The 24230-nt window shown below is 44.4% G+C and carries 26 protein-coding genes; 7 read left to right on the top strand and 19 right to left on the bottom strand.

The genetic code is table 11. The features are described 5' to 3' along the window. Positions 1-75: 75 nt before the first annotated feature. Positions 76-2163 carry a cellulose biosynthesis cyclic di-GMP-binding regulatory protein BcsB gene (locus AC07M6_RS02780; protein ID WP_494887377.1) on the bottom strand — a complete coding sequence of 696 codons (2088 nt, stop codon included), beginning with the start codon at positions 2161-2163 and terminating at the stop codon, positions 76-78. A 22-nt stretch (positions 2164-2185) separates the two neighbouring features. Beyond that, positions 2186-3532: a sensor histidine kinase gene (locus AC07M6_RS02775; RefSeq protein WP_494887375.1), complete on the bottom strand. Its 1347-nt coding sequence runs from the start codon at positions 3530-3532 to the stop codon at positions 2186-2188. Between the two features lie 58 nt (positions 3533-3590). Here AC07M6_RS02775 and AC07M6_RS02770 point away from each other — a divergent pair, with 58 nt between their 5' ends. Next, positions 3591-4733: a glycoside hydrolase family 5 protein gene (locus tag AC07M6_RS02770; RefSeq protein WP_494887373.1), complete on the top strand. Its 1143-nt coding sequence runs from the start codon at positions 3591-3593 to the stop codon at positions 4731-4733. A gap of 66 nt (positions 4734-4799) precedes the next feature. Here AC07M6_RS02770 and AC07M6_RS02765 read toward each other — a convergent pair whose 3' ends face one another. Continuing rightward, complete coding sequence (locus AC07M6_RS02765; RefSeq protein WP_494887372.1) at positions 4800-5555, bottom strand: SDR family oxidoreductase; 756 nt, start codon at positions 5553-5555, stop codon at positions 4800-4802. Between the two features lie 131 nt (positions 5556-5686). Between AC07M6_RS02765 and AC07M6_RS02760 the strand changes: the two genes are divergently transcribed. Further along, positions 5687-6097, top strand: coding sequence for a winged helix-turn-helix transcriptional regulator (locus AC07M6_RS02760; RefSeq protein WP_494887371.1), 411 nt, complete (start codon positions 5687-5689; stop codon positions 6095-6097). A gap of 129 nt (positions 6098-6226) precedes the next feature. Further along, positions 6227-7081 carry a phosphatase PAP2 family protein gene (locus tag AC07M6_RS02755; RefSeq protein WP_494887370.1) on the top strand — a complete coding sequence of 285 codons (855 nt, stop codon included), beginning with the start codon at positions 6227-6229 and terminating at the stop codon, positions 7079-7081. Positions 7082-7246: 165 nt separating this feature from the next. Here the strand turns inward: AC07M6_RS02755 and AC07M6_RS02750 are convergent, their stop codons facing one another. From AC07M6_RS02750 to AC07M6_RS02725, 6 genes are all read right to left on the bottom strand, one after another. Beyond that, on the bottom strand, positions 7247-7516 hold the full coding sequence (locus AC07M6_RS02750) for a hypothetical protein (protein WP_494887369.1): 270 nt from the start codon (positions 7514-7516) through the stop codon (positions 7247-7249). A gap of 276 nt (positions 7517-7792) precedes the next feature. After that, positions 7793-8959, bottom strand: coding sequence for a molecular chaperone DnaJ (gene dnaJ / locus AC07M6_RS02745; protein ID WP_494887368.1), 1167 nt, complete (start codon positions 8957-8959; stop codon positions 7793-7795). Between the two features lie 98 nt (positions 8960-9057). Further along, on the bottom strand, positions 9058-9627 hold the full coding sequence (locus tag AC07M6_RS02740) for a nucleotide exchange factor GrpE (protein ID WP_494887367.1): 570 nt from the start codon (positions 9625-9627) through the stop codon (positions 9058-9060). 202 nt (positions 9628-9829) lie between these two features. After that, complete coding sequence (locus AC07M6_RS02735) at positions 9830-10510, bottom strand: cell division ATP-binding protein FtsE (RefSeq protein WP_494887366.1); 681 nt, start codon at positions 10508-10510, stop codon at positions 9830-9832. A gap of 6 nt (positions 10511-10516) precedes the next feature. Continuing rightward, positions 10517-10720 carry a fructose-6-phosphate aldolase gene (locus AC07M6_RS02730; RefSeq protein ID WP_494887365.1) on the bottom strand — a complete coding sequence of 68 codons (204 nt, stop codon included), beginning with the start codon at positions 10718-10720 and terminating at the stop codon, positions 10517-10519. 106 nt (positions 10721-10826) lie between these two features. Then, complete coding sequence (locus tag AC07M6_RS02725) at positions 10827-11852, bottom strand: acyl-CoA reductase (protein WP_494887364.1); 1026 nt, start codon at positions 11850-11852, stop codon at positions 10827-10829. Between the two features lie 102 nt (positions 11853-11954). Here AC07M6_RS02725 and AC07M6_RS02720 point away from each other — a divergent pair, with 102 nt between their 5' ends. Beyond that, complete coding sequence (locus AC07M6_RS02720) at positions 11955-12308, top strand: 4Fe-4S dicluster domain-containing protein (RefSeq protein WP_494887362.1); 354 nt, start codon at positions 11955-11957, stop codon at positions 12306-12308. Positions 12309-12378: 70 nt separating this feature from the next. Continuing rightward, positions 12379-13140 carry a C40 family peptidase gene (locus AC07M6_RS02715; RefSeq protein WP_494887359.1) on the top strand — a complete coding sequence of 254 codons (762 nt, stop codon included), beginning with the start codon at positions 12379-12381 and terminating at the stop codon, positions 13138-13140. Between the two features lie 265 nt (positions 13141-13405). Here the strand turns inward: AC07M6_RS02715 and AC07M6_RS02710 are convergent, their stop codons facing one another. From AC07M6_RS02710 to AC07M6_RS02700, 3 genes are read right to left on the bottom strand one after another with little or no spacing between them, the layout of a single operon-like run. Further along, on the bottom strand, positions 13406-14206 hold the full coding sequence (locus tag AC07M6_RS02710; RefSeq protein ID WP_494887358.1) for an outer membrane beta-barrel protein: 801 nt from the start codon (positions 14204-14206) through the stop codon (positions 13406-13408). Positions 14207-14234: 28 nt separating this feature from the next. Continuing rightward, on the bottom strand, positions 14235-14996 hold the full coding sequence (locus AC07M6_RS02705) for a hypothetical protein (protein ID WP_494887355.1): 762 nt from the start codon (positions 14994-14996) through the stop codon (positions 14235-14237). A 1-nt stretch (position 14997) separates the two neighbouring features. Next, positions 14998-15573 carry an RNA polymerase sigma factor gene (locus tag AC07M6_RS02700; RefSeq protein WP_494887629.1) on the bottom strand — a complete coding sequence of 192 codons (576 nt, stop codon included), beginning with the start codon at positions 15571-15573 and terminating at the stop codon, positions 14998-15000. A 112-nt stretch (positions 15574-15685) separates the two neighbouring features. On the opposite strand from AC07M6_RS02700, the gene AC07M6_RS02695 reads away from it, so the two are divergent. Next, positions 15686-16963, top strand: coding sequence for a metal-dependent hydrolase family protein (locus AC07M6_RS02695; protein WP_494887353.1), 1278 nt, complete (start codon positions 15686-15688; stop codon positions 16961-16963). Positions 16964-17002: 39 nt separating this feature from the next. Next, positions 17003-17545: a GNAT family N-acetyltransferase gene (locus AC07M6_RS02690; protein WP_494887352.1), complete on the top strand. Its 543-nt coding sequence runs from the start codon at positions 17003-17005 to the stop codon at positions 17543-17545. Between the two features lie 142 nt (positions 17546-17687). Here AC07M6_RS02690 and hemJ read toward each other — a convergent pair whose 3' ends face one another. The 7 genes from hemJ to hemB form a co-directional block, all read right to left on the bottom strand. Beyond that, positions 17688-18242 carry a protoporphyrinogen oxidase HemJ gene (gene hemJ / locus AC07M6_RS02685; protein WP_494887350.1) on the bottom strand — a complete coding sequence of 185 codons (555 nt, stop codon included), beginning with the start codon at positions 18240-18242 and terminating at the stop codon, positions 17688-17690. 97 nt (positions 18243-18339) lie between these two features. Next, positions 18340-19365: a uroporphyrinogen decarboxylase gene (gene hemE / locus AC07M6_RS02680; protein WP_494887347.1), complete on the bottom strand. Its 1026-nt coding sequence runs from the start codon at positions 19363-19365 to the stop codon at positions 18340-18342. 30 nt (positions 19366-19395) lie between these two features. Continuing rightward, positions 19396-19872 (bottom strand): tetratricopeptide repeat protein, encoded by a 477-nt coding sequence (locus AC07M6_RS02675; protein ID WP_494887345.1) that lies wholly within the window; start codon positions 19870-19872, stop codon positions 19396-19398. A gap of 47 nt (positions 19873-19919) precedes the next feature. Continuing rightward, the gene (locus AC07M6_RS02670) at positions 19920-20627 is read right to left on the bottom strand and encodes a response regulator transcription factor (protein WP_494887343.1); all 708 of its coding nucleotides are present in this window, start codon (positions 20625-20627) and stop codon (positions 19920-19922) included. Between the two features lie 248 nt (positions 20628-20875). Next, positions 20876-21742, bottom strand: coding sequence for a sensor histidine kinase (locus AC07M6_RS02665; protein ID WP_494887342.1), 867 nt, complete (start codon positions 21740-21742; stop codon positions 20876-20878). A gap of 13 nt (positions 21743-21755) precedes the next feature. After that, the gene (gene hemL / locus AC07M6_RS02660) at positions 21756-23069 is read right to left on the bottom strand and encodes a glutamate-1-semialdehyde 2,1-aminomutase (RefSeq protein WP_494887340.1); all 1314 of its coding nucleotides are present in this window, start codon (positions 23067-23069) and stop codon (positions 21756-21758) included. Positions 23070-23252: 183 nt separating this feature from the next. After that, a complete protein-coding gene (hemB, locus tag AC07M6_RS02655) occupies positions 23253-24224 on the bottom strand; it encodes a porphobilinogen synthase (RefSeq protein ID WP_494887338.1) in 972 nt (323 codons plus the stop codon). Positions 24225-24230 lie beyond the last annotated feature (6 nt).

The raw sequence follows: 24230 nt of genomic DNA, 5'->3' as shown, positions 1-24230 counted from the left end.
AAATTGGATGAATTAATAAACATCCCCGCTACAGCGCGGGGAATGTTTGTTTATATTTTTTAAATCTGCTGTTTGTTAGTCATTCATAATATCCTGCGATTTTTGCACCCTTGAACGTACATACAGGAATGATAACAATATCAGTATCAATATACCCAGCAGGATATACAGATTATAGCTTTCCCAGAAACGGGACAGGGCGCTTTTAGTATCTACGTACTCCAGGTTCTCGCTTGATTTGCTGATGTTGAACAGGTATTTATTACCGTTTACATCGGATATACAAACGTTGCTGGACAGGGTTGATAATTGCTCGGTAATAGATTTGGATACCGACAGAAATGCTTCGGCCAGTTTGGTGCCGGTTGCTGTAATTACCATAGTGGCATTATTGGCCCGCCCATAAAAAATCTGCGCTAAGCCGTTCGATACCGAATCGTTAAGGGCGTAAACAACATCATTATTATCGTTATTATAAAGCCTGAACTTTTTATTAAACTTAATAGGCGCATCAGGGAAGCCGTCCATTAGTTTATCATTACGGTCTAACAGCGCTATAATGTTGTACTTTTTAACATCGCTGGTAGATATCTGATCCGAATATTCAAAAACCGGGAAGTTATTGGCGTTGATATTATTATTCAACTCGTAAACCACCTCTCCCATTGCAGCCGCGGCATATTTAGCAAAGTTTCTGCTCACTACAATACGGGTCGATCCTGAATTAAACGCTTCGGGATACTGATAAAAGCTCAGGTCGTTGGTAATAAATGGGTTTTTCGATTCCAGGTATGATTTATCAACATCAATTTCGGCAAAAAAGTTGGTGAAGCTATTCATACAATTACCGCTGCTTGGATAAAACCTGAATTCGGCCTCCAGTGTATTGTATTTATGGTGCTGGTAACGGTTAATGGTTACCGATGTTTTTAGCTTACCCGATGCATCCAGCTTTTCGCTGTTGATCAGCATCCCGTTAAGGTAAATATTAAAAAAGCCGCGGTCGTTAGCGTTTAAGCTGCTATAGTTGGCGGTGATACTGATCTCTACCTCCTTAGGTGTAAAGCTAAAATCGCTGTTTTTAAAGTTATATGAGCTTTTTAACGACCCGATACCCGACATAAAGTTGGTTACCCCGCCTATTTGTTTCAGCGTTAGTTTCGACCGGTTTTGATCAACTGTTTTAAAGAAAGTGTTTTGGGCCTCGTTAATCACCAGGTAATCGCCAAAAGTTGAATTAAGGATATTCATGTTCCCTAACGAGGTGATACTTTTCTCGTAACCCTCGTCATCGGCACCGGTAACAAACAGTATTTCGCCCGGTACAACCAGGTTTTCAACTGTACGTACAGGTACCAGGTGGCCTTTTACATCCACCATTTTTATCACGCTATCGGTAACATTTAAAATACGCTTATTCAAATAGAACATGCCCTCGCCACGCTGCGGGGTCACGGTAATCAGGCTGCGCATATTGGCGGGCAGGTGTTTCATATCGCCAACCATAATGTAGTTGCGCACCGTATCGGGTACTTTATCAGCTTCAAAAACCTGTATGTTTTTAATATCGGTCTTTTTCATCCTGGCATAGGCCCAGGCAACTGCCTTTAAATCTTTAAGGCTTGGGTTTACAGGGTAAACTATTGCCCTTTTTGAATCGAAACAATTGGCTATGTTAATATTGGCGAAAAAGTTTTTGGTATTACGGTTTAATGCCAGGTACGAGTATCCTTTGATTTTTATCCACATGGCGGGATTATCCAGGTCGCGGCATTTATCGTCGGATATATTCAGCAGGGTTTTTACCTGTATTTTAAGGTATTTACCATCGTTTGATAAACTGCTGCGATTAAGGTCTACCGTGATTTTTTGGATCGAATCCTTAGTGAGCCTGCCGCTATACACGGGCCTGTCGGCAATAATGATGTTGATAAATGAGTTTTGCACTACCAGCGCCCTCGACGGCTCGAAGTAAATAACCATCTTGCTGCCGTTCATTTCCACCATCGGGTCTATTTTAAAGAAATAGGATGTGGATCCGCTCATACCGCTAATCGGATCGTCGTCATGCCCGTATGATTTGAACGACGAGATCATCTGCGCGGATGACGGCAGTTTTGCCAGGATCAGTATAAATGCCAATAAGGTTAAAAATCTATTCATCTGTTTTGGTCAATAAGATATATTAATTGATTACGTAAAACTCTACTCTGAAATAATTGCCGTTCTCGTCGCTTTTATAAGTAAGCTCGCCACCCAGCTCGCGCGTCATCAGCTTGGCTATTGATAAGCCCAGGCCCAGCCGGCTTTCCATATGGCCCGATGCATCATTTAATGTTTTCAGCTTGTTAAACATCATATCCAGCTCTTCCTGGCCAATGGCTACGCCTTCGTCAATCACTTCAAATACAAAACGCTGGCGCTGCAGGCTGGTAATTACCTTAATGTTATTATTGGTTTGCGAAAACTTAATACTGTTTGACAGGATGTTCTGAAATATCTGGCCGGTAAATACACGGTCGAGCTTAACATTTAAAGGCAGTTTCAGGATATTATCAACCAAATGGATGTTTTTCATCAGCGCCGTTTCGGTTAAACCCTTAAACACGTTTTGAACCTCGGCATTAATATCAAAGATCTCCATGTTGAATTTCAGCTCGGGCGATTCGATCTCTTTCACATCCATCAGCTTATTCAGCATATACTGCATCTTATCGGCCGAGTCGCTGATGTACTGCACAAATTCGCGCTGATCCGAACTTAGTCGGTAATCTTCATCCTTCACCATGTTATTACTCATGATGATGGATCCGATCAGGTTTTTTAAATCGTGGCCGGCTATATTAATAAAGCTGTTCTTTTGCTCGTCCAGTTTGCGCAACCGGTCGTACTGCATATCAATAATGCTGTTCTTCTCGGCAATATCATGGTTTTGGATCTTCAGTTGCTCGTTCGATTTTTCGATCAGGATCTGCGAGCGCACATCCCTTTCAATTACCTTATAACGGGCATTGGGGATGAGGCACGATATAAACAGGATAATAACAAAGTATTGCCCGCCGTTATTAACAACCAGGTCAAGGTTATAATTACTTAGGGCGTTAAAAAATATAGCCAGCAGCATAATGGCGATAAGGCCCTGTATAATTGAGTTAATAGGTTCCCAAAATACCTGCAGGTTAAAAAACAGGATAATAGCCGAATAAGTAAGGAAATAAACGGTTAAGTGCTGATCGTTAACTACGTTACACAATATGGCCGAAATAACCGAGAGCAGAAAAAAGCTGATATGAAGCAGTATCCGGTAATCAAACTTCCGGTTTTGGAAAAAGGTATATAAGCCCAGGATAATCAGTACCGTAATGATACGCACGATGAGGAATTGGATCCAGATATCGGGCGAGTAGATAAAATCAATAATACTAAATATAGGGTAAAGAAAAATAATAGACCAGACGATATTATTAGTTTGATACCAGGCCTTTTTATTTACTTCCTTTGAAAACTCTTCTTTAGTTATTTGAACAAACATCAGTACTATTGTTTAGATTAGGATAAAGATTGATCAACGGTTTAACGGATGAATATAGATGAAAAAAAATAAATACAACATATCATTCTTACATCCTGCAGCTATTAAACTAACAGTATTATTAATGATGGTATTGCCATGGGTAAATGCAAAAAGCAGTCCAATATTCCCGCCCGATCGCCAGTTAGCTTTCAACCGCGCCAAAACGCTCAATAATGGCATCAGCATTTCATGGCTGGAACAAACCTGGAATAAAGACCTGTTACAAACAACAGGCATAAAGGAAACCGATTTGCAATTACTAAAAAAACTTGGTTTTAACTGTGTGCGCCTCCCGGTAGCCTTTAAACATTTCGAAAAAAACAACGTCCCTTTGGGGGATGTACTTACCTGTATTGATAAAGCCTGGAAACTGTGCCGAAGCTACGGTTTTAAGATGATCATTGATTACCATTACGGCGATTTGAACGATAATAACTTCGCCACAGCTACAAATGATGTGATAAATACCTGGACAGCCATTGCCAAAAAATATCATAATATAGCCGAAGACGACCTGTTTTTTGAGTTATATAACGAGCCGCCCCCTATTAACCCGCAGGTTTGGAAAGATGCCGCTTATAACATGGTAACGGCTATACGCAAAATAGACAGCAAGCGCACACTGCTGCTTGGCGCATCAAATTATAACAGTATTTACGAGCTAAGCCGCTTTACACGTTTAAAGGATGATAATATTATTTACGTCTTCCATTTTTACGAACCTTTTTTATTTACCCATCAGGGTGCCGCCTGGGTGGGCGATCAGGTGGCAACAACAGGGGTTCCGTTTCCTTATAGTGTAGATAAATTTCCCCAATTAAATCCTAAGGCTAAAGGCACCGCCGGCGAGGCTAATTACAAAAAATACCCGCTCGATGGCAATGAAGGATCGGTAAGGGATAAGCTGCAGATTGTAAAAAACTGGGGAGATAAATACGCCGTCCCTGTTTTGTGCGGCGAGTACGGCAGCTATGATAAAGCCGACCTGCAAAGCCGCGCCCGTTACACCAAAACCGTACGGAAGTACCTCAATCAACTCCATATCCCCGGCATATTGTGGGATTATAATACCAATTTCTCCATCTTTACAGGTGAGCCGTCTATGGAGCATTTAAGTAAGGAGATGAGGGATGCGATTGGATATACGGAAAGCCGGTAATTCCTCCCCCATGATAAAATAAAAAGCGCCCGTGTTTACCATAAACGCGGGCGCTTTTTATTTATTTTATAAAGTATACATCCCGCCATCAGCTATCAGCTCGGCACCTAATACAAAGGTCGAATCGTCTGACGCGAAGAAGGCTACCACTTTTGCAATTTCTTCGGCTTTGCCAAAGCGGCCAACCGGGATCTTTTTAATCAGCCCCTCGCCCATTTCTTCCAATTGCTCATTACTGATACCCAGCTTTTCGCTGCTATGCAATGGCGTACCTACCGGGCCGGGACTAACCGCGTTAACCCTTATCCTGCGCGGCAATAACTCGGCCGACAGATTTTTGATCAGCGATAACAAAGCTGCCTTGCTGGCTGCATAAACGCTGGCGCCGGCCATCCCGATATGGGCGTTAATAGAGGTGTTGAAGATGATAGATCCGCCATCGTTCACCAGCGGCAATAATTGCTGCAAAGTAAAGTAGGCGCCTTTAAAATTAACATTCATAATCTCATCAAACATGGCTTCTTCCATACCTTCTACCGAGTTAAACTTACCGACGCCGGCATTAATAAATATAATATCGATGTTTGGCGCAATGGCTTTTACCTTTTGGCCCAACTGCTTTACCTGTGCCATATCGCCGGTATCGGATACGATACCCTGTGCCTGGCTGCCCAATTGGGCCACGGCCTCGTCGATAGATTTTTGGTTACGTCCGGTAATGATCACCTGCGCGCCCTGGGCTATAAATTCATGTGCTGTGGCCAGGCCAATACCACTATTGCCGCCTGTTATAATTGCTGTTTTACCTGTTAACTTTTTCATACCTTTATGTTTTGACAGATCAAAGAGACGCATAAATAACACACCTGTCAATAAGCCACTATTTAGTATGGGACGCACCTTTTGGTAGGTTATGGGCCCGTTTAATTAAAACAGCACCGGCCATTTTTTATATGACAAAAAAAAGACAAGCAGATTTTAGCTGCGCGATGGAAGCCGCACTTACCGTAATCAGTGGAAAGTGGAAACTGAAGATCCTGAACCAGCTGCTGGCCGGCCCGATCCGCTATACCGATATTAAACGCGGCGCTAAAGGGATTACCGAAAAAGTACTTACCCAGCAACTGCACGAGTTAGAGGCCGATGGCATTATCAGCCGTAAAGTATACCCTGTAGTACCACCTAAGGTAGAATATACCTATACCCCGCTCGGTGAGGAACTAACCGGCATCTTCTTCGCGCTTGAAAAATGGGGCAGCCATTTCCTTACCCAAACCAATGCCGATGGCAACGAAGTGCAGATGGATGCCAGTTGCTTTAATGCAGATGTGGCTAAAGCCATCCGCACGGGCGTAGATGCCTGAGTTATCGCCCGGAAACACGATAATTTAATTATATTTCTTAATACTGGCTAATCTTTGCCAGGCCATGGCAAACTATTTGGCATATTATCCGTATATTAACATACCATTAATTAATAAACCAATACCCCATTGAAAAAACTCATCTATTTAATAGTATTAAGTCTGGTAGCTTTTGGGGCTAATGCACAGGTTACCGATACCACTAAGAAGAAATTAGCGGATACGCTAAAAAAAGACCTGTTAACCGCGCCCGATACGGTACCACACCTCCATAGCCGGACAGCATCATTAATACCGCCTGCCATATTAGTGGGTTATGGTGCCAGTACCTTTTTTATTAAACCCTTGCGCCGGCTGGATAACTGGGTTTATAACGAAGCGGATGAGCACTATGTAATTACTAAAAGCAAGATGGAAAACATATTCCAGTTTACGCCATTGGCATTAGTATACGGGCTAAACTTGGTTGGGGTACGCGGGAAAAACACATTTATCGACCGTACCCTTATTTATTTCATGTCGCAAAGCATGCTTCAATTAACCTTATTTACAGTAAAGAAAACCACACACCGGCTGCGGCCCGATAATTCCGACTATCTGTCGTTTCCATCAGGCCATACCGGCAATGCCTTTGCAGGAGCCGAATTTATGGCGCAGGAGTTCAGTCAAAAATCAGTTGCCTATGGTATTGTGGGCTACTCCTTTGCTACCACAACCGGTATTTTCCGCATCTATCATAAAGATCATTGGTTTAGCGATGTAATTGCCGGGGCGGGTTTCGGCATCCTGTCTACCAAAGGGGCTTATTTGCTTTACCCCCTTATCCGTAACCGGTTAACTAAAGCCGGGCGCGAGAAGGAAAAAAACAAGGACCAAAATAAAGATGTCCCACCCGATCTGAAAAAGAAACAACCCAAAAACTCCATTTTATTGCCATCCTTTCAAAATGGCGCTTTCGGGTTCCAGTTTGCTATGCAGTTATAAATATACGACTTATCTATCGCGTGTAGAAGATTTCTCCTTACTCAAACGCACGCCCCCACCCCACTGGTTCGTTCGAAATGGCATGGTATTTAAAACAAACCCGCCATGGGCAGCGTAACGTGGCAATGCACAGCACCACTTCGCTCCTACCCATGACGTGTTTTTTTAGTTTTCCGACAGCAAAGGAGCTTCCGGATGAAAGCGGGCAGAACAATGGTGGCCTGTGTGGTTGGAAAGGGCATTAGCTTGGTGCTGAAGCGCTGGCTTGTGGGTGCGATAGCGGGGCATCAAGGTGCGGCCCTGTGGTTCTGCCCGTTTTGCAGGGCAAAGGCCATGTGCGGCAAAGGAAGCATTTTTGCTGTCTTGATTTTTTGTTACTTTTTCATCAAGGAAAAAGTAATAGACCGCTGCGGTAGATTGCCAATCATAACGCACACTTACCTGCCTATGAGATTATTAATATGATAATTGTTTTTCAAGGCATTAATGAGCTCCCGTTGGTCGGTTATCCACGCTATCGCTCGCAATGACAAAATTTAATGTCATCCACACCTTCAAAATCCCGCCAGGATTTTAAAACTCGCAATTGACATGCTGTGTTTGTCTTTAGTAACGGCATTGATATATCAATAAAACAGCAAAAGGCCATATCTGATGAGGATATGGCCTTTTGCTGTTTATCATCCCTTAAATAATTTCGGGTTCAGCTATTCAGTCAAAATATTCCTTCATCCGTTCAAAAAAGCTTTTTTCGTTTTTGCCGGGATTAGGTTTAAAGTTTGGCGAGTCCTGCAGTTTCTCCAATATCTCGCGTTCCTCGCGGTTAAGCGCCTTTGGTGTCCAGATGTTGATATGCACCAGTTGGTCACCGCGATGGTACGAGTTTACCTCGGGTACGCCCTTGCCTTTTAAACGCAGGATACGGCCGCCCTGGGTGCCCGGTTCTATCTTAATTTTAGCCTTACCGTCAATAGTAGGTACTTCCACACTGGTGCCTAAAGCGGCATCAACAAAGCTGATATGCATATCATAGATCACGTTGTTGCCATCGCGTTTCAGGGTTTCATGCGGTATCTCTTCTATCAGGATGATCAGGTCGCCCGGAACACCGCCCCTTGGGGCCGCGTTACCTTTACCACTCATGCTTAACTGCATACCTTCGCTTACACCGGCTGGGATGTTAATGGCAATGGTCTCTTCGCCTCTTACTACACCATCGCCATGGCAAACGTTACATTTCGAGGTAATTTGCGATCCTTCGCCATTACAGGTTGGGCAGGTGCTGGTAGTTTGCATCTGGCCCAAAATGGTATTGGTTACCCTGCGCACCGCGCCGCTGCCGCCGCAGGTTTTACAGGTTTGAAACGATGATTTATCCTTAGCGCCAGATCCGTCGCAGGTTTTACAAATGATCTGTTTATTTACTTTTATTTTCTTTTCGGCCCCGTTGGCAATTTCTTCCAGGGTTAAGCGTACTTTAATACGCAGGTTGCTGCCGCGGGCTACACGCCTGCCGCCGCCCTGCCGACCACCACCGCCGCCAAAAAAGCCTTCGAACGGACTGCCGCCATTGCCGAAGATATCGCCAAACTGGCTAAATATGTCGTTCATATCCATACCCGGCCCGCCGCCATAACCGCCGCTGGCCGAACCAGCGTTAGCCGCATGGCCAAACTGATCGTAACGCTGACGCTTTTCGGGATTGCTCAGCACTTCGTAAGCCTCGGCAGCTTCCTTAAAGTTTTCTTCGGCCTGCTTATCGCCCGGGTTTTTATCCGGGTGATATTTAATGGCCATTTTGCGGTAAGCCTTTTTAATCTCCTCGGCAGCAGCGCCCTTTGATATGCCCAGTATATCGTAATAATCTCTTTTTGCCATTTCTTTCTTATATCGGATTTCGAAATTTCGATTTCGGATTTTTAACTTTTCTTGATCACCATAAATTCGAAATTGAAATTCCGAATTCCGAAATCAAATTACGCTCCCACTATCACCTTTGCAAAACGCACCACCTTGTCGTTCAGGTAATAACCTTTTTCCATTTGGTCAACTACTTTGCCTTTCAGATCATCGGTTGGCGCGGGGATATTGGTTATCGCCTCGTGAATATCAGCATCAAACGGCGTCCCTATGGCTTCCATTTCCTTCAAACCTTTTTGTACCAATATATTTTTTAGCTTATGCTGAACCAGGGCCACACCTTCCTTAACCGCATTAATATCGGTCGAATTTTCCATCGCTTTAGCTGCACGCTCAAAATCATCAAGCACAGGCAGCAAAGCAACAATCATTTCCTTGCCGGCTGTTTTTAACAGTTCGGTACGCTCTTCCCGTGTACGGCGGCGGAAGTTATCAAACTCGGCATACAGGCGCAGGTATTTATCATTAGCCTGTGCCAACTCGTCTTTCAGTTTATCTTCGGCTGACGGGCCATTTAATTCAGGGGCGGTTTCTGCCGCCTCGTCATTCATCAAAGTTTCCTCTGCTGACACTTCGTCGTGCAGGTCTGTATGATCTGTATCGTCCTTCTTCTTTTTCTTTAACATGTGCTTAAAAATCATTTGCTGATAGTGCAAAACAAGTATCCTGCCATTCTCCTGTTTGAGACATGATGTCAGGGCAGTTCTGTTTTAACAGAGATAGTGACAGTTGGGATGTCAGTATGGGTGACAAGTTTCTAAGTCTTAAGTCCGAAGTCTCAAGTCTAAAGTTAGCTTAAGACTTCGGACTTTAGACTTCAGACTTAACTTATATCTCCACATCCTCCAGCACCTTACCGTTCTCGCATTTAATAATGCGCGATGGGAAAGTACGGATGATATGATAATCGTGCGTGGCAATGAGTACCGCCGTGCCTGATTGACTGATCTGTTTTAGCAACATTACAATTTCTTCGGATGTATCCGGATCAAGGTTGCCGGTTGGCTCATCGGCCAGGATAATTTCGGGATCATTTAGCAGCGCACGGGCTATTACTACCCTTTGCTGCTCGCCGCCCGATAGTTCGTGCGGCATTTTCTTTACTTTGCTGCGCAGGCCTACCTTTTCCAGCACGTCCAGCGTGCGCTCGGTAATCAGGTTTTTATCTGTCCAGCCTGTAGCGCGCATCACAAAGTGCAGGTTATCTTCAACCGATCGGTCTGTCAGCAACTGAAAATCCTGGAAAACAATACCCAGCTTGCGGCGTAAAAACGGCACATCTTTGGTTGATAATGTTTTCAAATCGTACCCGCCTGCATGGCCTTCGCCGTTGGGGATAGTGATATCGCCATAAATTACTTTCAGCAAACTGCTTTTGCCCGATCCGGTTTGGCCTATCAGCCACACAAAGTCGCCTTTATCAATATGCAGGTTAACGTTAGACAGTACCAGGTGTTTCTGCTGAAACACATCCACACCCTGCAATTTTATAATAGTATTTCCTATCATGGTAGTTTATAGCTCAAGTTTTAATATCTGGCCAAAAGGCAAATCTTTAATCAAATCCATAATGTACGTTTGCTTATCGCCCAGCCCAACCTTATCCAGGTGTTTCTCGGGCCTGTCTACCCTAAAATAAGCCAGCAGGGTAAACTGCTCGTCGCGCAGCTGCACGTAATCGGGGATTTTGGCAACGCCTTTAACTTTTATAATGTACATTTTGTAAAGCTTAAAGGTAAAAGGCGAAAGGTTAAAGGTATCCAATACGGACTAAACACCTTTCACCTTTTACCTTTCGCCTTTCACCTCCAAATGTATTGTTATTTTAAAGATTTGACAAAAATTCCATTGTATCAATCCCATCGGCATAATCCCATAGCGCCGGGCGCTGGCTTTGGCCAAAAGTAACCACCTGGTTATTTACGTTTAAAGGCATATCGCTTACAATGCACTGTATGTTTTCACTTTCGCGGATCAGCAGATCGTTAACCGCTTGCTCATCTTTATAATATTCAAAAAACACAACCGCCAGGGGCGATGTCAGGCGCTCGTCTTCCTTCACTAATAAAAACCCGTTATCCAGGTGCTTATCGCCGTTTACCAGGTAAATCGATTTGTTATAATCGTAGTTATTATTGTATTTATGGTGATGGATAATGGGCTGGTAACTTTCAACCGATTCAAAAAGAATATTGAAAATATAGCCTTCGGGCACCAATAGTTTGGATACATTACGGCAGCCCAGGCCAAAGTAATCAAATATATCGTGCCCCAATGCATGGAGCTGTCCGGTAGTCTCGTTACCGGATAATACGGCCACGCTATTCCGGTTTTTACGGATAATGTTGGGTACTTTACTAAAATAATAATCAAAATAGCGCGATGAATTATTGCTGCCGGTAGCAATTACGGCATCAAAATCGGTCAATCGCTCAATAAAAGTAAAGCTATCCGCAAAAGCGGGATCAATATCAACCAGTATATTCAGCACTTTTTTAATGAGGCGGGCATCCTGGGTAGCAGCCTTAATGAGGGCGTGATTACCCGTTGCCAGCACACACAAAACATCGTGCAGGCCAACCAGCGGGATATTACCGGCCAGTATCAATCCCACTTTTTTGCCGCCGTTAAGCCCGATATTGGGATATTTAGCCAGCCAGGTGGTCAGATCTGCCTGATTTAATGCCCCGCCTATAGCTTTAACTGCCTGCATGGTACTTTCGGGCGTGAACCAGGCATTATGGTAATATTCGGTGTTAATAGTGTCCAATAATTCCCCTGCGGGATCGCTTAACTGATAGCCAAGCGCTGAAAACGCGTTTATGATTTGATCTTTTTTTAAATTTGACATACTGATGTTAAGGTTTTGAAACCCTTGAACTCATTTTTTGTTTATATTTGCACACTTGTTTGACAAGGCAAAGTTAATTTAGAATATAAGATATTTTACAAAATGGCGATTAAAATCACCGATGAATGCATAAACTGCGGGGCTTGTGAACCCGAATGCCCTAATAACGCGATATACGACGCAGGCGCCGCATGGCGTTTTAGCGACGGTACCGACTTAAAAGGGGTTATTGATTTTGGGGATGGCAACACCTTAAACGCGGAAGAAACACAAGCCGCTTTAAGTGATGACATCTATTATATTGTACCCGATAAGTGTACCGAATGTGTAGGTTTCCATGATGAGCCGCAGTGTGCCGCTGTTTGCCCGGTTGATTGCTGTGTGGATGACGAAGATGTACGCGAAACCAAAGAAGAATTGCTGGCTAAGAAAGATTGGCTGCATATTAACGGCTAATTACATGCAATTGTCATGATATTTTTAAAAGGAGTGTATTTATACATTCCTTTTTTATTTTTACAACAATATGGAGTACGGAATTTGCAACCTGGCTATTGTTCCCCTAAGATTTGAGCCCAGTTCGCGCAGCGAGCAGGTATCGCAGGTGTTATTTGGCGAGGTGTTTGAAATAATGGAATGGCAGGATGAGTGGGCCCGCATTATTACCGCCATTGATGGTTACGAGGGCTGGATAAACGGCCTGCAATTTGTACAACTGGGTACCATTGCCTATAAGGCCCTGCAAAAAATGAAGGTGCCTTTAACCTACCGGCCTGTTACACAAGCCTGGAAAAAAGTAAATAACAGTGTACTATATCTGCCCATTGGCAGTTCGCTTGTTTTTTTGGAGGGCACTACCTGTAATATCCGTAACGAGTATTTTGATATTGTTGGCGAAATAGGCGAAAAGGAAAATATCCTGACAACAGCCAAATCATTCCTGAACGTGCCCTACCTGTGGGGCGGCCGCACGCATTTCGGTATCGATTGCTCGGGCCTTACACAGGCCGTTTATCGCCTGCAAGGCATTACCCTAAAGCGCGATGCTTATTTACAAGCCGAACAGGGTACAACCGTAGATTTTTTGCAGGAAGCCAAACTGGGCGACCTGGCTTTTTTTGATAACGCTGAAGGAAGGATCACCCATGTGGGTATTATGCTGAATAACGAGCAGATCATCCATGCATCCGGCCGTGTTAAAATCGAAAAGATAGATACCCAGGGCATCTACTCCAACGAGTTAAAGCGGTATACGCATAAGCTGAGGATTGTAAAGCGGATCTTATAGCCGCTTCGCTATTGGGTCATTACGCTACGCTGTCATTGGGTCATTTTTAGTATAAGAGGTTCTAAAATCTTTAAATAGTTGTGTTGTTTTCAGGGTTAACACTTTTTGACCCCTTAAACCACACAAACAACTGATAAACAACAACTTAACTCAATATTTTTCTTAAATTATGTTAAGTTGTGTTAACCCTTTATAAGGATCCGATCTAAACAAATAAAGGCTGCCTTTGCGGGCAGCCTTTATTTGTGATATATGATGGGTCGGTTTAGAAACCTACAGTGAAGCCAACTGAGGCGTTTTTAAGCCCTTTTTGCGCGGTGGTGTTAAACATATCGTTAAAGTAATACTTAGCAAATAAGCCTAAGCTACCGTGGCCAATACGCGCAACCGCGCCATAACGGAACTTGGTGAAGTGGTAATCGTAATTCATTTTTTGCTTACCGTTTTCATCGCTGATCTGTTTTACACGGCCGGTTAACAATACGCCCAGTTCGGGACCGAAAACATAGTGCCATTTTTTGCCGTTAGCGTTATCCTGCGAACGGAAATCGAACATGACAGGGATACGCAGGTAGGCAGATGAAAAACGGTTTTTGTCGTAATCTATCGGGTCTTTCGTATACTTTAAGCCACTCATATCAGGGTCGCGCTGTATGGTGATATCCTCACGCAGGCGGATCAATTCCCAATCGAAGCCACCGGCTACATATATTTTAAAAGTTGGGTTAAAACGATACCCGGCCTGGATCACATCAAAACCCACGTTGCTGGTTTTCCACGAACGGTAACGCAGGAACTCGTTTTGAGGAGATAGCTTAGTACTTCCGTTATCAATCAGGGCGGTTAAACCCAAATCAAACCGGGAGAAGGTTAAGCCCATGCTAAAGCCCGGTGCTTTTGAACGCCTTTTAGCAGTACTATCGCTATTGTTCTTTTTAAGGCCGAAGCTAAAATTGTATTCTCCTTTTTTATGTTTGGCTGTATCGCTTACAGCTTTATTTGAATCCTGTGCAAACACACCTGTGGCTGCCGCGCCAATGAGGGCGGTAAAAATTAAACGTTTCATATGATTTATAGGTTATATTAAGATTGATTTATTTCTGTTTTTTTACTTTGATAATGCCCAGGTTTATCCCGGTAATGGCTTCGCCTTCGTCGGTATCGGTAAACTCAATGATCTTGTCATCACGTTTATCTACAGCGGCTATCACTTTATTCAGGAAGCCGCCTAAACCGGTTGCCTTACGTTTTTTGGCCGGAATTGGTTCCTCATCGACGAGGTTACCCTCTGAACCTAATACCCTCGCATTTGAATTTTCCCCGGCATTGATAGCATCCAACGGTTTTGATATCGGCCCAACAGGCATAGCATACTGTGTATCGGGTACTTTTGTAATTAATACCGGTGGCTGATCAATTGGTGTTTGTGATTGTCCCGGATCAACTGTTGTATTACTACCTGGTGTAATTTCTTTATGATTTACCTCTGTTAATTCTTGTTTTACCGGAGTGTTTATCACCGGGCGAACTTGTGCTCCTGCATTAACAGGCTGAGCTGCGGTTACAGATTGAACCGGATCAGCTTGTTGAGTTTGCCCACCTGGTTGAACCGGATTAGCAGGTTTAACCAAAACTGCCTGTTTCTTACCATCAGTAGGATCAACATTATCCTGCTTTTTATTCAGAAAAAATAACCCTGCCGATACCATCACCACCACGCTTGCGGCTATCCTTAACATAGGCGCTATGTTTTTGCGTTTTGCAGGCCCGCCTAATTCATCGCTGATATTGGCCCAAACCTTTGCCGATGGTTCTATTTCGTAACTATCCAGCTTAGCGCGGAATAGTTGGTCCATCTCATTGTCTTGCATATTCATATCGGTTGCCCTCCATTTTTTCTACTTTTTCTTTTAATATCGTACGCGCCCTCGACAATTGCGATTTCGACGCGCCTTCTGTTATGCCGGCTATCTCGGCTATTTCCTTGTGCGAGTAGCCTTCCAATGCATACAGGTTAAACACCATCCGGTACCCCGGCGATAGCTGCTGTATCAGCGCCATCAGGTCCTTAGCGTCCAGGTTAGCGCTGGCTATCGGGTTCACCGGGATCTCGTAACTCGGTTCTTCCATATCTACCACCTGCATCATTTTGTGGTGCTTGCGGTAATACTCAATCGAGCTGTGTACCATAATGCGCCTTACCCATCCCTCAAATGACCCCTCTCCCCTGTAATCCGCCATTTTCTGAAACACCTTGATAAACCCGTTTTGCAGCATATCCTCTGCTTCCATCCTATCAGTTGCATATCGCATACAAACTGCAAGCATTTTGCCGGCATACTGCTTATACAGCAATTCCTGCGCTTTCCGCTCACCCGCTTTACAGCGTTTAATCAGCTCCTCTGTTGTGATATGTTTTGGTTGTAAAAACATCATTTGAAGGTAAGATGAGCGAAGTGGTTAAATGGTTGCACGGATTGCAAAATATTTTTTAATAATTTAATAATGCTAAATTTAAGCCTTTAAGCCCTATTATCCATCATCTATGAAAAAAGCCTTTTTATTACTGATGATATTTTTAGCCTTTGTGCTTAATACCGCTGCACAACGGCCATTAGTAAGCTATATCCTGCTTAAACCCGACCGCGTTTTCGACGGCACCCAAATGCATCATAACTGGTGGGTACTGGTTAGCGGGCACCGGATCGTATCTGCCGGCGAACCATCAACTATACCGGTGCCGGCTTCGGCCAGGGTCATTGATCTGAAAGGCATGACCTTAATGCCAGGCATGATAGAAGGCCACTCGCACCTATTCCTGCACCCCTACAACGAAACTACCTGGAACGACCAGGTACTGACCGAAAGCCGGGCCGAACGTACCGCACGCGCCGTTAACCATGCCCGCGAAACTTTATTGGCCGGCTTTACATCGTCCCGTGATTTAGGTACTGAAGGGGCCATGTATGATGACGTAGGGTTAAAGACATCGATAGAAAAAGGCATTATCCCCGGTCCGCGCTTACAGGTAGCTACCCGCGCTATTGTAGCTACCGGCAGTTACGGGCCAAAGGGCTATAACGACCAAACCGAAGCCGGCATCCCCAAAGGCGCCGAAGAAGCCGACGGTGCAGATGCCCTAACCCGTACCATCCGCTCGCAAATTGGCTATGGCGCCGATGTAATTAAGCTGTACGCTGATTATCGCTGGGGGCTGAACAATACCCCGGCCGCTACTTTTACGGTTGATGAATTGAAACTGGCTGTACAGGTGGCAGGCAGTGCGGGCCGGTTTGTAGTAGTACACGCCGGTACGGAAGAAGGTATGCGCAGGGCCATTGCGGCCGGCGTACGCACCATTGAGCATGGCGACGGTGGCACGCCCGAACTATTTAAGCTGATGAAAGAAAAAGGGATTGCGCTTTGCCCTACCCTTGCAGCTACCGAAGCTATTAATACTTACCACGATTGGAAAAAAGGTACAAGCCCCGATCCGGCAGCTGTTAAACACAAACACCAGATATTTACAGATGCCATAAAAGCCGGCGTAACCATTTGTATGGGTGGCGACGTAGGTGTTTTTGCCCATGGCGATAACAGCCGCGAGATGATATTGATGGTAGAATACGGCATGCCCCCCATTGAAGTATTACGTTCGGCCACATCGGTTAACGCGCAGGTGTTTGGCTTAAAAAATCTGGGGCAAATTAAAGAGGGCTTTTTAGCCGATATAATTGCAGTAGAAGGTAACCCGGCCGAGGATATCAAAGCGGTTAAACAGGTGAAGTTGGTGATGAAGGATGGGGTGATCTATAAACAATGACCTTGATTTTAAGGATTAAAAGATTAGCTTGATTTTAGGATGAATATATCGCTTGACCCATTTCCTGTACTTACAACCGAACGGTTGATATTGCGCCCGCTTGTTACATCCGACAGGGAAGAACTAATGAAACTGCGCTCGGATGAGCAGGTGAACAAATACCTCGACCGTCCGCCTACCATTACTTTAGCCGATACGGATGCTTTTATCCAAAAGATAGATGGGGTGATCAACAATAAGCAAGGGATATATTGGGTTATCAGTCTGAAAGATAAGCCCGCGTTAATCGGCACTATCTGTTATTATAATTTACTCCACGAAAGGGATATGGCCGAGATTGGCTATGAATTAATGCCCAATCACCAGGGAAAAGGCCTGATGCAGGAGGCTATTACCGGGGTTATCCATTATGGTTTTGAGGTGATGAGGTTGAAAATAATTACCGCCCTGCCCCACCCTGCAAACGAAAGTTCGGTTAAGCTGTTAAATAAAATTGGTTTTGTACGGGATGAGGGGTTTGAATATGTGAGCAAGGAAGAAGCGGACGGGCTTGCGGTTTATTTGTTGACATCACCCCGGTAGGTCATAACTGAACTTGTTTCAGCACCCCATTTGCAAGGTACACCAACAGTTTTAGCGTAGGGTGTCATGGTGAGCTTGTCGAACCATGGTGGACAAGGCCTGTGCACGCACCCTTCGACAAGCTCAGGGTGACAATCCCACTCTACTTCCTTGTCCGGTAATACTTATAGATCTTCACTGCCGACATGATGATCATGGAGAACACAATGATCCCGATCACCCCGAAGATCCAGTTTAGCGCGCTTTTTACCACTACCAGGAAAACGATGGCAAAAAGGAATATCGTTGCCAATTCGTTCCAAATGCGTAATTGGGTAGATGTCCATTTAAACAGGCCGTTACGCATTTGTTTGATCTTATTTTGGCAGATATAATGATAAGCGATTAAACATACCACAAAGGTGAGTTTGATATGCATCCAGCCTTCGTGCAGTAAGCCGGGCATTACATACAACATCATTAACCCGGCTAATACAGTGATAAACATAGAGGGCACAGCTATTACATTCCATAACCGGCGCTCCATAATTTCAAATTGATCAGATAATATTTTACGCTCCAGATCGGGCCGTTCCTGTGCCTCGGTATGGTAAATGAACAGCCTAACGATATAGAACAATCCCGCCATCCAGCATACCACAAATATGATGTGCAGGGCTTTGATATACAACAGATATTCGGACAGGAATGCGCTCATAATCAATCAAACACGAATTACTCTCTAATTTAACCGAATTTCACGAATTATTAATTAGTGTTAATTAGCCTAATTCGTGAAATTCGTATTCATTCAACTAATATCTAAACTCCTTAATCACCTCTACCGCGTATTTCACGTTATCAAACGGGATATCGGGCATAATGCCGTGCCCCAGGTTAAATATAAAACCGTTGGTATCCTTCATCCTGTCGAACAGGCGGTAAATGCGTTCTTTAATTACCTTTTTATCAGCATATAAAATATGCGGATCAAGGTTGCCTTGTACAGCTATGCCCTGTGGCAGGCGTTGTTTAATATCCAATAGATCAACATTCCAATCGATAGAGATCACATCAGGCTTAGCCTCGGCCATTAACGGCGCGAAAACCGAGCTGCCTTTACAGAACGAGATCACCGGAATATCCTTACGGTTCAGCTGACTGATGATCTCCACAATATAGCGATGCGAAAACTCTTTATAATCGTCCCAGGCTAAAGCTTGCGCCCAGCTATCAAAAATCTGTATAGCGTTTACCCCGGCTGCAATCTGCAGGTTCAGGTAATCAGCTGTTACTTTGGCAATTTTGGCTAATAGCTGATGTGCCATTTCGGGATGGTTATGCAGCATCAGCTTAGTCAGCTTAAAATCTTTTGACGATCCGCCTTCTACCAAATAACTCATTACGGTAAACGGCGCGCCTGCAAAACCGATCAACGGGATGCTGCCATTTAAGCGCTGCTGAATCACCTTAATAGCATCAGCCACATATTGCAGTTTATCGCCTACATCGGTTTGTAAAGCATCCACATCAGCCTGTGTGCGTACCGGGTTGGCAAACTTAGGGCCTACCCCGGCCGAAAAGCTGAGATCGCCGCCCATGGCTTCGCCTGTTACCAATATGTCCGAAAACAAAATAGCAGCATCAATCCCCAGCAAATCAACCGGCAACATGGTTACATCGGCAGCCAGTTCGGGGGTTTTGCACATTTCCAGAAACGAGTATTTGTTTTTGATCTCCCAGTACTCGGGCATAAAACGTCCAGCCTGGCGCATCATCCACACGGGTGGGCGTTCTGTTTTCTCTGAAAATGCTGCTTTTATAAATAATGAATCTTTCATATAGGAACAGGCAATCTGTTTGCCCTTATTTTATTTGTGTTTCTTTAATACGTCTTCAATCTGAATTATTACGCTTTTCATCTTCGCGGTTATTTGCCCCTCTTTTTCTTTGGCCATTTGCAGGTAGGCCGTGGCTTTATCATACTTACCATTTCGGATACTGATATTGGCCACATGCACCAGCGCCGCCACATGGTCGTTCACGGTGCGCAGCGGATATTGGGCGGCCAGCTCGTAATGTTGTTCGGCTTCTTCAAAATCCTGCTTTTGCATGCAAATACCGCCCCAAATAAACTCGTAAAACCCGCGACGCTTTTTACTAAGCCATTGCGGGTTTTTAATTTGCCTAAGCAGGGCTTCGGCGGTAGCATAATTTTTTTTATGGAAATGTTTAGCGGCTAAAATGATGGGACCTTCCTTAAAATAACCCCAAACCAGCAAGCCGATAAATACTGATACTACGCCTACCAACTCATACGTGCGCTGATAGATAAAGAACGCAGCCATCAATAAAAAAATCCCGATAACAAAAAGTCGTGCCTTGTTAGTAAACATTAATGCTGATTATCGGTAAACTTATAACCTACGCCACGGATTGAATGGAAATAAACCGGGTTTTTAGGATCGGGTTCAAAATATTTACGGAAGGTCAGGATAAAGTTGTCGATAGTACGGGTTGACGGGTAAACATCATAGTTCCAAACGGTTTCCAATATCTGCTCGCGCGATACAGCATCGTTACGGCGTTCTATCAGCAATTTCAGCAGCATCGTTTCCTTTTTGGTTAAAGGAGTGATAGAGCCGTCTTCGTTCACCAGTTCAAACGAGTTAAAGTGGATGGTTTTTCCACCAATCTTATAACTGTTAAATTCTTTCAGTTCATCACCTTTCAGGCTGCGTTTCACCAGGTTGTTCACCCTTAGTATCAGCTCTTCCAGGTTAAATGGTTTGGTCAGGTAATCATCAGCGCCCTTTTTAAGGCCCGAAATTTTGTCCTCGTTCGTATTTTTAGCGGTCAGGAACATAATAGGCACCTCGGTATTTTCCAGGCGGATGGTTTCGGCCACCACAAAGCCGTCTACTTCAGGCATCATTACATCCAGTATCACCAGATTAAAGCGTTCCTCTTTAAATATTTGCAGGGCTTTTTTACCGTTTGTAGCTGTTGATACCTTGTAGCCTTCCAGCTCAAGGTTTAGTTTGATGGCTTCTAACAGATGCTCTTCATCTTCAGCCAGTAAAATTCTTTTTTTGTTAAGCATGATCTATAAGATTTAAAAGATTGATCTCGTATTAATTTATACTGATCAGTCAAATGCTATTCCGAACAGTTTATTCGCCAATTTATTTACAACCGTATGATATTTATGACAATTTGACACGATGTAAGGATTACCAATTTCAATTAAACAACACGAATTTCACCAATTGATCGAATTTACACTTATTTTGGATCTAAACATTGATTAGCGAAAATTCGATCAATTGGTGAAATTCGTTCCTCAATATTTTAAAACACTACTTCAAATACACTACCTGCCGGGCGGTTATCACGCACATGGATAGTAGCATCGTGTTTATCTAATACCGTTTTTACAATATATAAACCCAACCCTGTACCTTTTGTATTACGGGTTTCCTCGCTGCCTACCCGGTAAAATCTGTCAAATATGCGTCCCTTCTCATTATCGGCTATCCCTATGCCCCTGTCGGCCACCTGCAAGTAGATGTTATTATCTTTCCTGAACAACTTCACATTAACCTCCTCGCAAGGTTGCGAATACTTAATAGCATTCTCTACCAAATTAGTCACTACCGATGATAGCGCGAATTTATCGCCGGTAATTTCAATCTTAGGTTCTATCTCAGCGTTAATCAGTTGCTGGTTAAAATCGCATTTATTGATCTGCAAGCGGTTTACCACACTATCCACCAAAGCCGAAAGACTAAATTGCTCCATTGGGAAGGTGTACGATTGATTCTCTATTTTAGCTGCCAGCAACATATTCTCTACCAAATCGTCCAGACGTTCTACGTCGAGCAAACATTTATCAATAAAACTCATGATCTGTTTTCTTTCCAGATCGCGTTTATGGATGGTTTGCAGATATAGTTTAATAGAGGCCAGCGGCGATTTCAACTCATGCGTAACCGATAGCAGGAAGTTTTTTTTCTGCTCGTGCAGTTTACGCTCTTTATTTACGGCTTTATGCAGGCTCCACGCGCCTAAAGCAAAAACCAGCACAAACATAGAACCTTCGCCCAAAACCATCCCAATGCGGTTTGGCTGTAAGATCACCAGTCGGTACCCCCACCAAAACAGTTGCGCAAGCGCATAAATAATGGTGGCGTAAAATATGATAAATGGCCTTTTCATTTCTTTTAGCTTTTTATTGATTAAAAACAATATCAAGACTATCAAATATAGCCAATTTTGCCTGTTCCATATCATCGCGTGTGTGTGCCGATGATACAAAGCCTACCTCGTAACCCGACGGGCCTAAATATACCCCCCGGTTTAGCAATTCGCGGTGGAAGATCTTGAAATGCGCCATGCTGCCCGCGTCGATCTCATCTGCCCGGCGGATATGCTCCTGCCCTGTAAACGCGAACCAGAAGATAGAACCCACCTGGAATATTTTGAAACCGTAACCCTTCTTTGCCACGTATTGCTCAATGGCCGAAACAAAAGCGGTGGTTTTAGCTTCCAGATCGCTATAAAAACCCGGTTTTAATAATTCGGTTAGCTGTGCTATACCCGCGCCCATGGCTACCGGGTTACCTGATAAAGTACCCGCCTGGTAAACAGGACCTTCTGGCGATATACTGCTCATGATAACGGCCGAAGCGCCATAAGCGCCAACCGGCATACCGCCACCGATGATCTTACCGTAAGTGATGATATCCGGTTGAATACCATATAAACCTGCGGCACCTTCAAAACCCACCCGGAAGCCCGAGATCACCTCGTCAAAGATCAGCATGGTACCGTTTTGGGTACACTCATTACGCAGGAACTGTAAAAAATCCTGCTGCTGTAATAGCAGTCCGTTATTAGCCGGGATAGGCTCAATAATTACCGCGGCTATCTGGTCTTTAAATTCCGCGAAAGCTTTTTGCAATGCATCACGATCGTTAAGGGCAATTACAATGGTTTCATCGGCAAAAGCTTTAGGCACACCTGCTGATGATGTTTCGCCAAAAGTAACCAGTCCCGAACCGGCTTTCACCAGCAAGGCATCTACGTGCCCGTGATAGCAGCCTTCAAACTTTAAGATCTTATCGCGTTTGGTGTAACCCCGCGCCAGCCTGATAGCCGACATTACGGCCTCGGTACCCGAGCTTACAAAACGTATTTTCTCGATGAATTTATTATTGGTCAGTATCAGTTCGGCCAGTTCATTCTCCAATGCCGTAGGCGCACCGAACGACATACCGTTTTGCATCACCTCTATCACCTTTTCGCGCACGGCGGGATGGTTGTGGCCCAAAATAAGCGGGCCCCACGAGCCGCAGAAATCGATAAACTCGTTTTCGTCCGCATCCCAAATATGGCTGCCGTTGCCTTTTTGGATAAACAGCGGCGTACCGTAAACAGATTTAAACGCCCTCACCGGCGAGTTTACCCCACCCGGGAAAAACGTTTTAGCCTTCTCATACAATGCTGCAGATTTGGTTCTGCTGATATCTTTTACTTCAGTCATTCTAATTTTCAATTTGTCGTTGCGTATAGGCCTCACCCTACCCTCTCCAAAGGAGAGGGTTCTAAAAACTCCTGAAGTCCTCTCCTTTGGAGAGGATTTAGGTGAGGCTGCTTCGCTTCGTACCTCGCAATGACATGTTGCTATATGCCCTAATCTCTAATTAACTAATCTCTAATCACTAACCTACAACCACTTATTCAACAAAACTTCCTTAGCGTGATAGGTGAGTATCGCGCTGGCCCCTGCCCGGCGGATGCTGGTTAATACCTCGGTTACGGCGCGCTGTTCGTTCAGCCAGCCGCGCTCAACCGCTGCTTTTAGCATGGCGTATTCGCCGCTTACATTGTAGGCTGCTATAGGCAGTTGGGTATTATCTTTTAGTAGTTTAATTACATCCAGGTATGGCAAAGCTGGCTTCACCATCAGGAAATCGGCACCTTCGGCTTCGTCCAGGTTGGCTTCAATTAATGCCTCACCCTGATTGGCCGGGTTCATCTGGTAGGTTTTTTTATCGCCAAATTTAGGCGCAGAATTTAAGGCATCCCTAAATGGCCCGTAAAACGCGCTGGCATATTTGGCCGAGTACGACATGATACTTACGCCGGTAAAACCATTATCATCCAGCACACGGCGGATATAGCCTACCCTCCCATCCATCATATCGCTTGGGGCTATGATATCGGCACCCATTTGCGCGTGCGCCAGGGCCATTTTGCCTAAAACTTCCAGTGTTTCATCGTTCAGGATCTGTCCGTTCTCTACAATGCCGTCATGCCCATCACTGCTGTAGGGATCCATGGCCACATCGGTAATTACGCAGGCTTCGGGGAAGTTTTGTTTTACCTGGCGGATAGCACGCAGGTACAGACTTTCATCGCGATAACTTTCAGTCGCGTATTTGTCCTTTAAAGATTCGTCGATATTTGGAAACAGGTCGAATGATTTTAGCCCCAGGTTCATGCAGCTTTCCACCTCGCGCAGCAGGTTATCTATCGAATAACGGAAGATGCCGGGCATAGATGCCACCTCGGTTTTCTGATTATCCCCATCAATAATAAACAGTGGAAATATCAGGTTGGCTGCGCTAACGTGCGTTTCCTGCACCATTTGGCGTATTACTTCGCTTTTGCGGTTTCGTCTTGGTCTTTGTAGCATTTAGCC

Source organism: Mucilaginibacter sp. GW821-FHT07H05 (assembly GCF_059418485.1).
The sequence above is the reverse complement of the archived record's forward strand: the minus strand, read 5'-3'. Positions and strand labels throughout refer to the sequence as shown.

What these genes read in the sequence shown, in the direction of transcription:
- AC07M6_RS02780 (WP_494887377.1), bottom strand. Translation starts at nt 2,163, where the DNA reads ATGAATAGATTTTTAACCTTATTGGCATTTATACTGATCCTGGCAAAA.
- AC07M6_RS02775 (WP_494887375.1), bottom strand. Translation starts at nt 3,532, where the DNA reads ATGTTTGTTCAAATAACTAAAGAAGAGTTTTCAAAGGAAGTAAATAAA.
- AC07M6_RS02770 (WP_494887373.1), top strand. Translation starts at nt 3,591, where the DNA reads ATGAAAAAAAATAAATACAACATATCATTCTTACATCCTGCAGCTATT.
- AC07M6_RS02765 (WP_494887372.1), bottom strand. Translation starts at nt 5,555, where the DNA reads ATGAAAAAGTTAACAGGTAAAACAGCAATTATAACAGGCGGCAATAGT.
- AC07M6_RS02760 (WP_494887371.1), top strand. Translation starts at nt 5,687, where the DNA reads ATGACAAAAAAAAGACAAGCAGATTTTAGCTGCGCGATGGAAGCCGCA.
- dnaJ (WP_494887368.1), bottom strand. Translation starts at nt 8,959, where the DNA reads ATGGCAAAAAGAGATTATTACGATATACTGGGCATATCAAAGGGCGCT.
- AC07M6_RS02740 (WP_494887367.1), bottom strand. Translation starts at nt 9,627, where the DNA reads ATGTTAAAGAAAAAGAAGAAGGACGATACAGATCATACAGACCTGCAC.
- AC07M6_RS02735 (WP_494887366.1), bottom strand. Translation starts at nt 10,510, where the DNA reads ATGATAGGAAATACTATTATAAAATTGCAGGGTGTGGATGTGTTTCAG.
- AC07M6_RS02730 (WP_494887365.1), bottom strand. Translation starts at nt 10,720, where the DNA reads ATGTACATTATAAAAGTTAAAGGCGTTGCCAAAATCCCCGATTACGTG.
- AC07M6_RS02725 (WP_494887364.1), bottom strand. Translation starts at nt 11,852, where the DNA reads ATGTCAAATTTAAAAAAAGATCAAATCATAAACGCGTTTTCAGCGCTT.
- AC07M6_RS02720 (WP_494887362.1), top strand. Translation starts at nt 11,955, where the DNA reads ATGGCGATTAAAATCACCGATGAATGCATAAACTGCGGGGCTTGTGAA.
- AC07M6_RS02715 (WP_494887359.1), top strand. Translation starts at nt 12,379, where the DNA reads ATGGAGTACGGAATTTGCAACCTGGCTATTGTTCCCCTAAGATTTGAG.
- AC07M6_RS02710 (WP_494887358.1), bottom strand. Translation starts at nt 14,206, where the DNA reads ATGAAACGTTTAATTTTTACCGCCCTCATTGGCGCGGCAGCCACAGGT.
- AC07M6_RS02705 (WP_494887355.1), bottom strand. Translation starts at nt 14,996, where the DNA reads ATGGACCAACTATTCCGCGCTAAGCTGGATAGTTACGAAATAGAACCA.
- AC07M6_RS02700 (WP_494887629.1), bottom strand. Translation starts at nt 15,573, where the DNA reads ATGTTTTTACAACCAAAACATATCACAACAGAGGAGCTGATTAAACGC.
- AC07M6_RS02695 (WP_494887353.1), top strand. Translation starts at nt 15,686, where the DNA reads ATGAAAAAAGCCTTTTTATTACTGATGATATTTTTAGCCTTTGTGCTT.
- AC07M6_RS02690 (WP_494887352.1), top strand. Translation starts at nt 17,003, where the DNA reads ATGAATATATCGCTTGACCCATTTCCTGTACTTACAACCGAACGGTTG.
- hemJ (WP_494887350.1), bottom strand. Translation starts at nt 18,242, where the DNA reads ATGAGCGCATTCCTGTCCGAATATCTGTTGTATATCAAAGCCCTGCAC.
- hemE (WP_494887347.1), bottom strand. Translation starts at nt 19,365, where the DNA reads ATGAAAGATTCATTATTTATAAAAGCAGCATTTTCAGAGAAAACAGAA.
- AC07M6_RS02675 (WP_494887345.1), bottom strand. Translation starts at nt 19,872, where the DNA reads ATGGCTGCGTTCTTTATCTATCAGCGCACGTATGAGTTGGTAGGCGTA.
- AC07M6_RS02670 (WP_494887343.1), bottom strand. Translation starts at nt 20,627, where the DNA reads ATGCTTAACAAAAAAAGAATTTTACTGGCTGAAGATGAAGAGCATCTG.
- AC07M6_RS02665 (WP_494887342.1), bottom strand. Translation starts at nt 21,742, where the DNA reads ATGAAAAGGCCATTTATCATATTTTACGCCACCATTATTTATGCGCTT.
- hemL (WP_494887340.1), bottom strand. Translation starts at nt 23,069, where the DNA reads ATGACTGAAGTAAAAGATATCAGCAGAACCAAATCTGCAGCATTGTAT.
- hemB (WP_494887338.1), bottom strand. Translation starts at nt 24,224, where the DNA reads ATGCTACAAAGACCAAGACGAAACCGCAAAAGCGAAGTAATACGCCAA.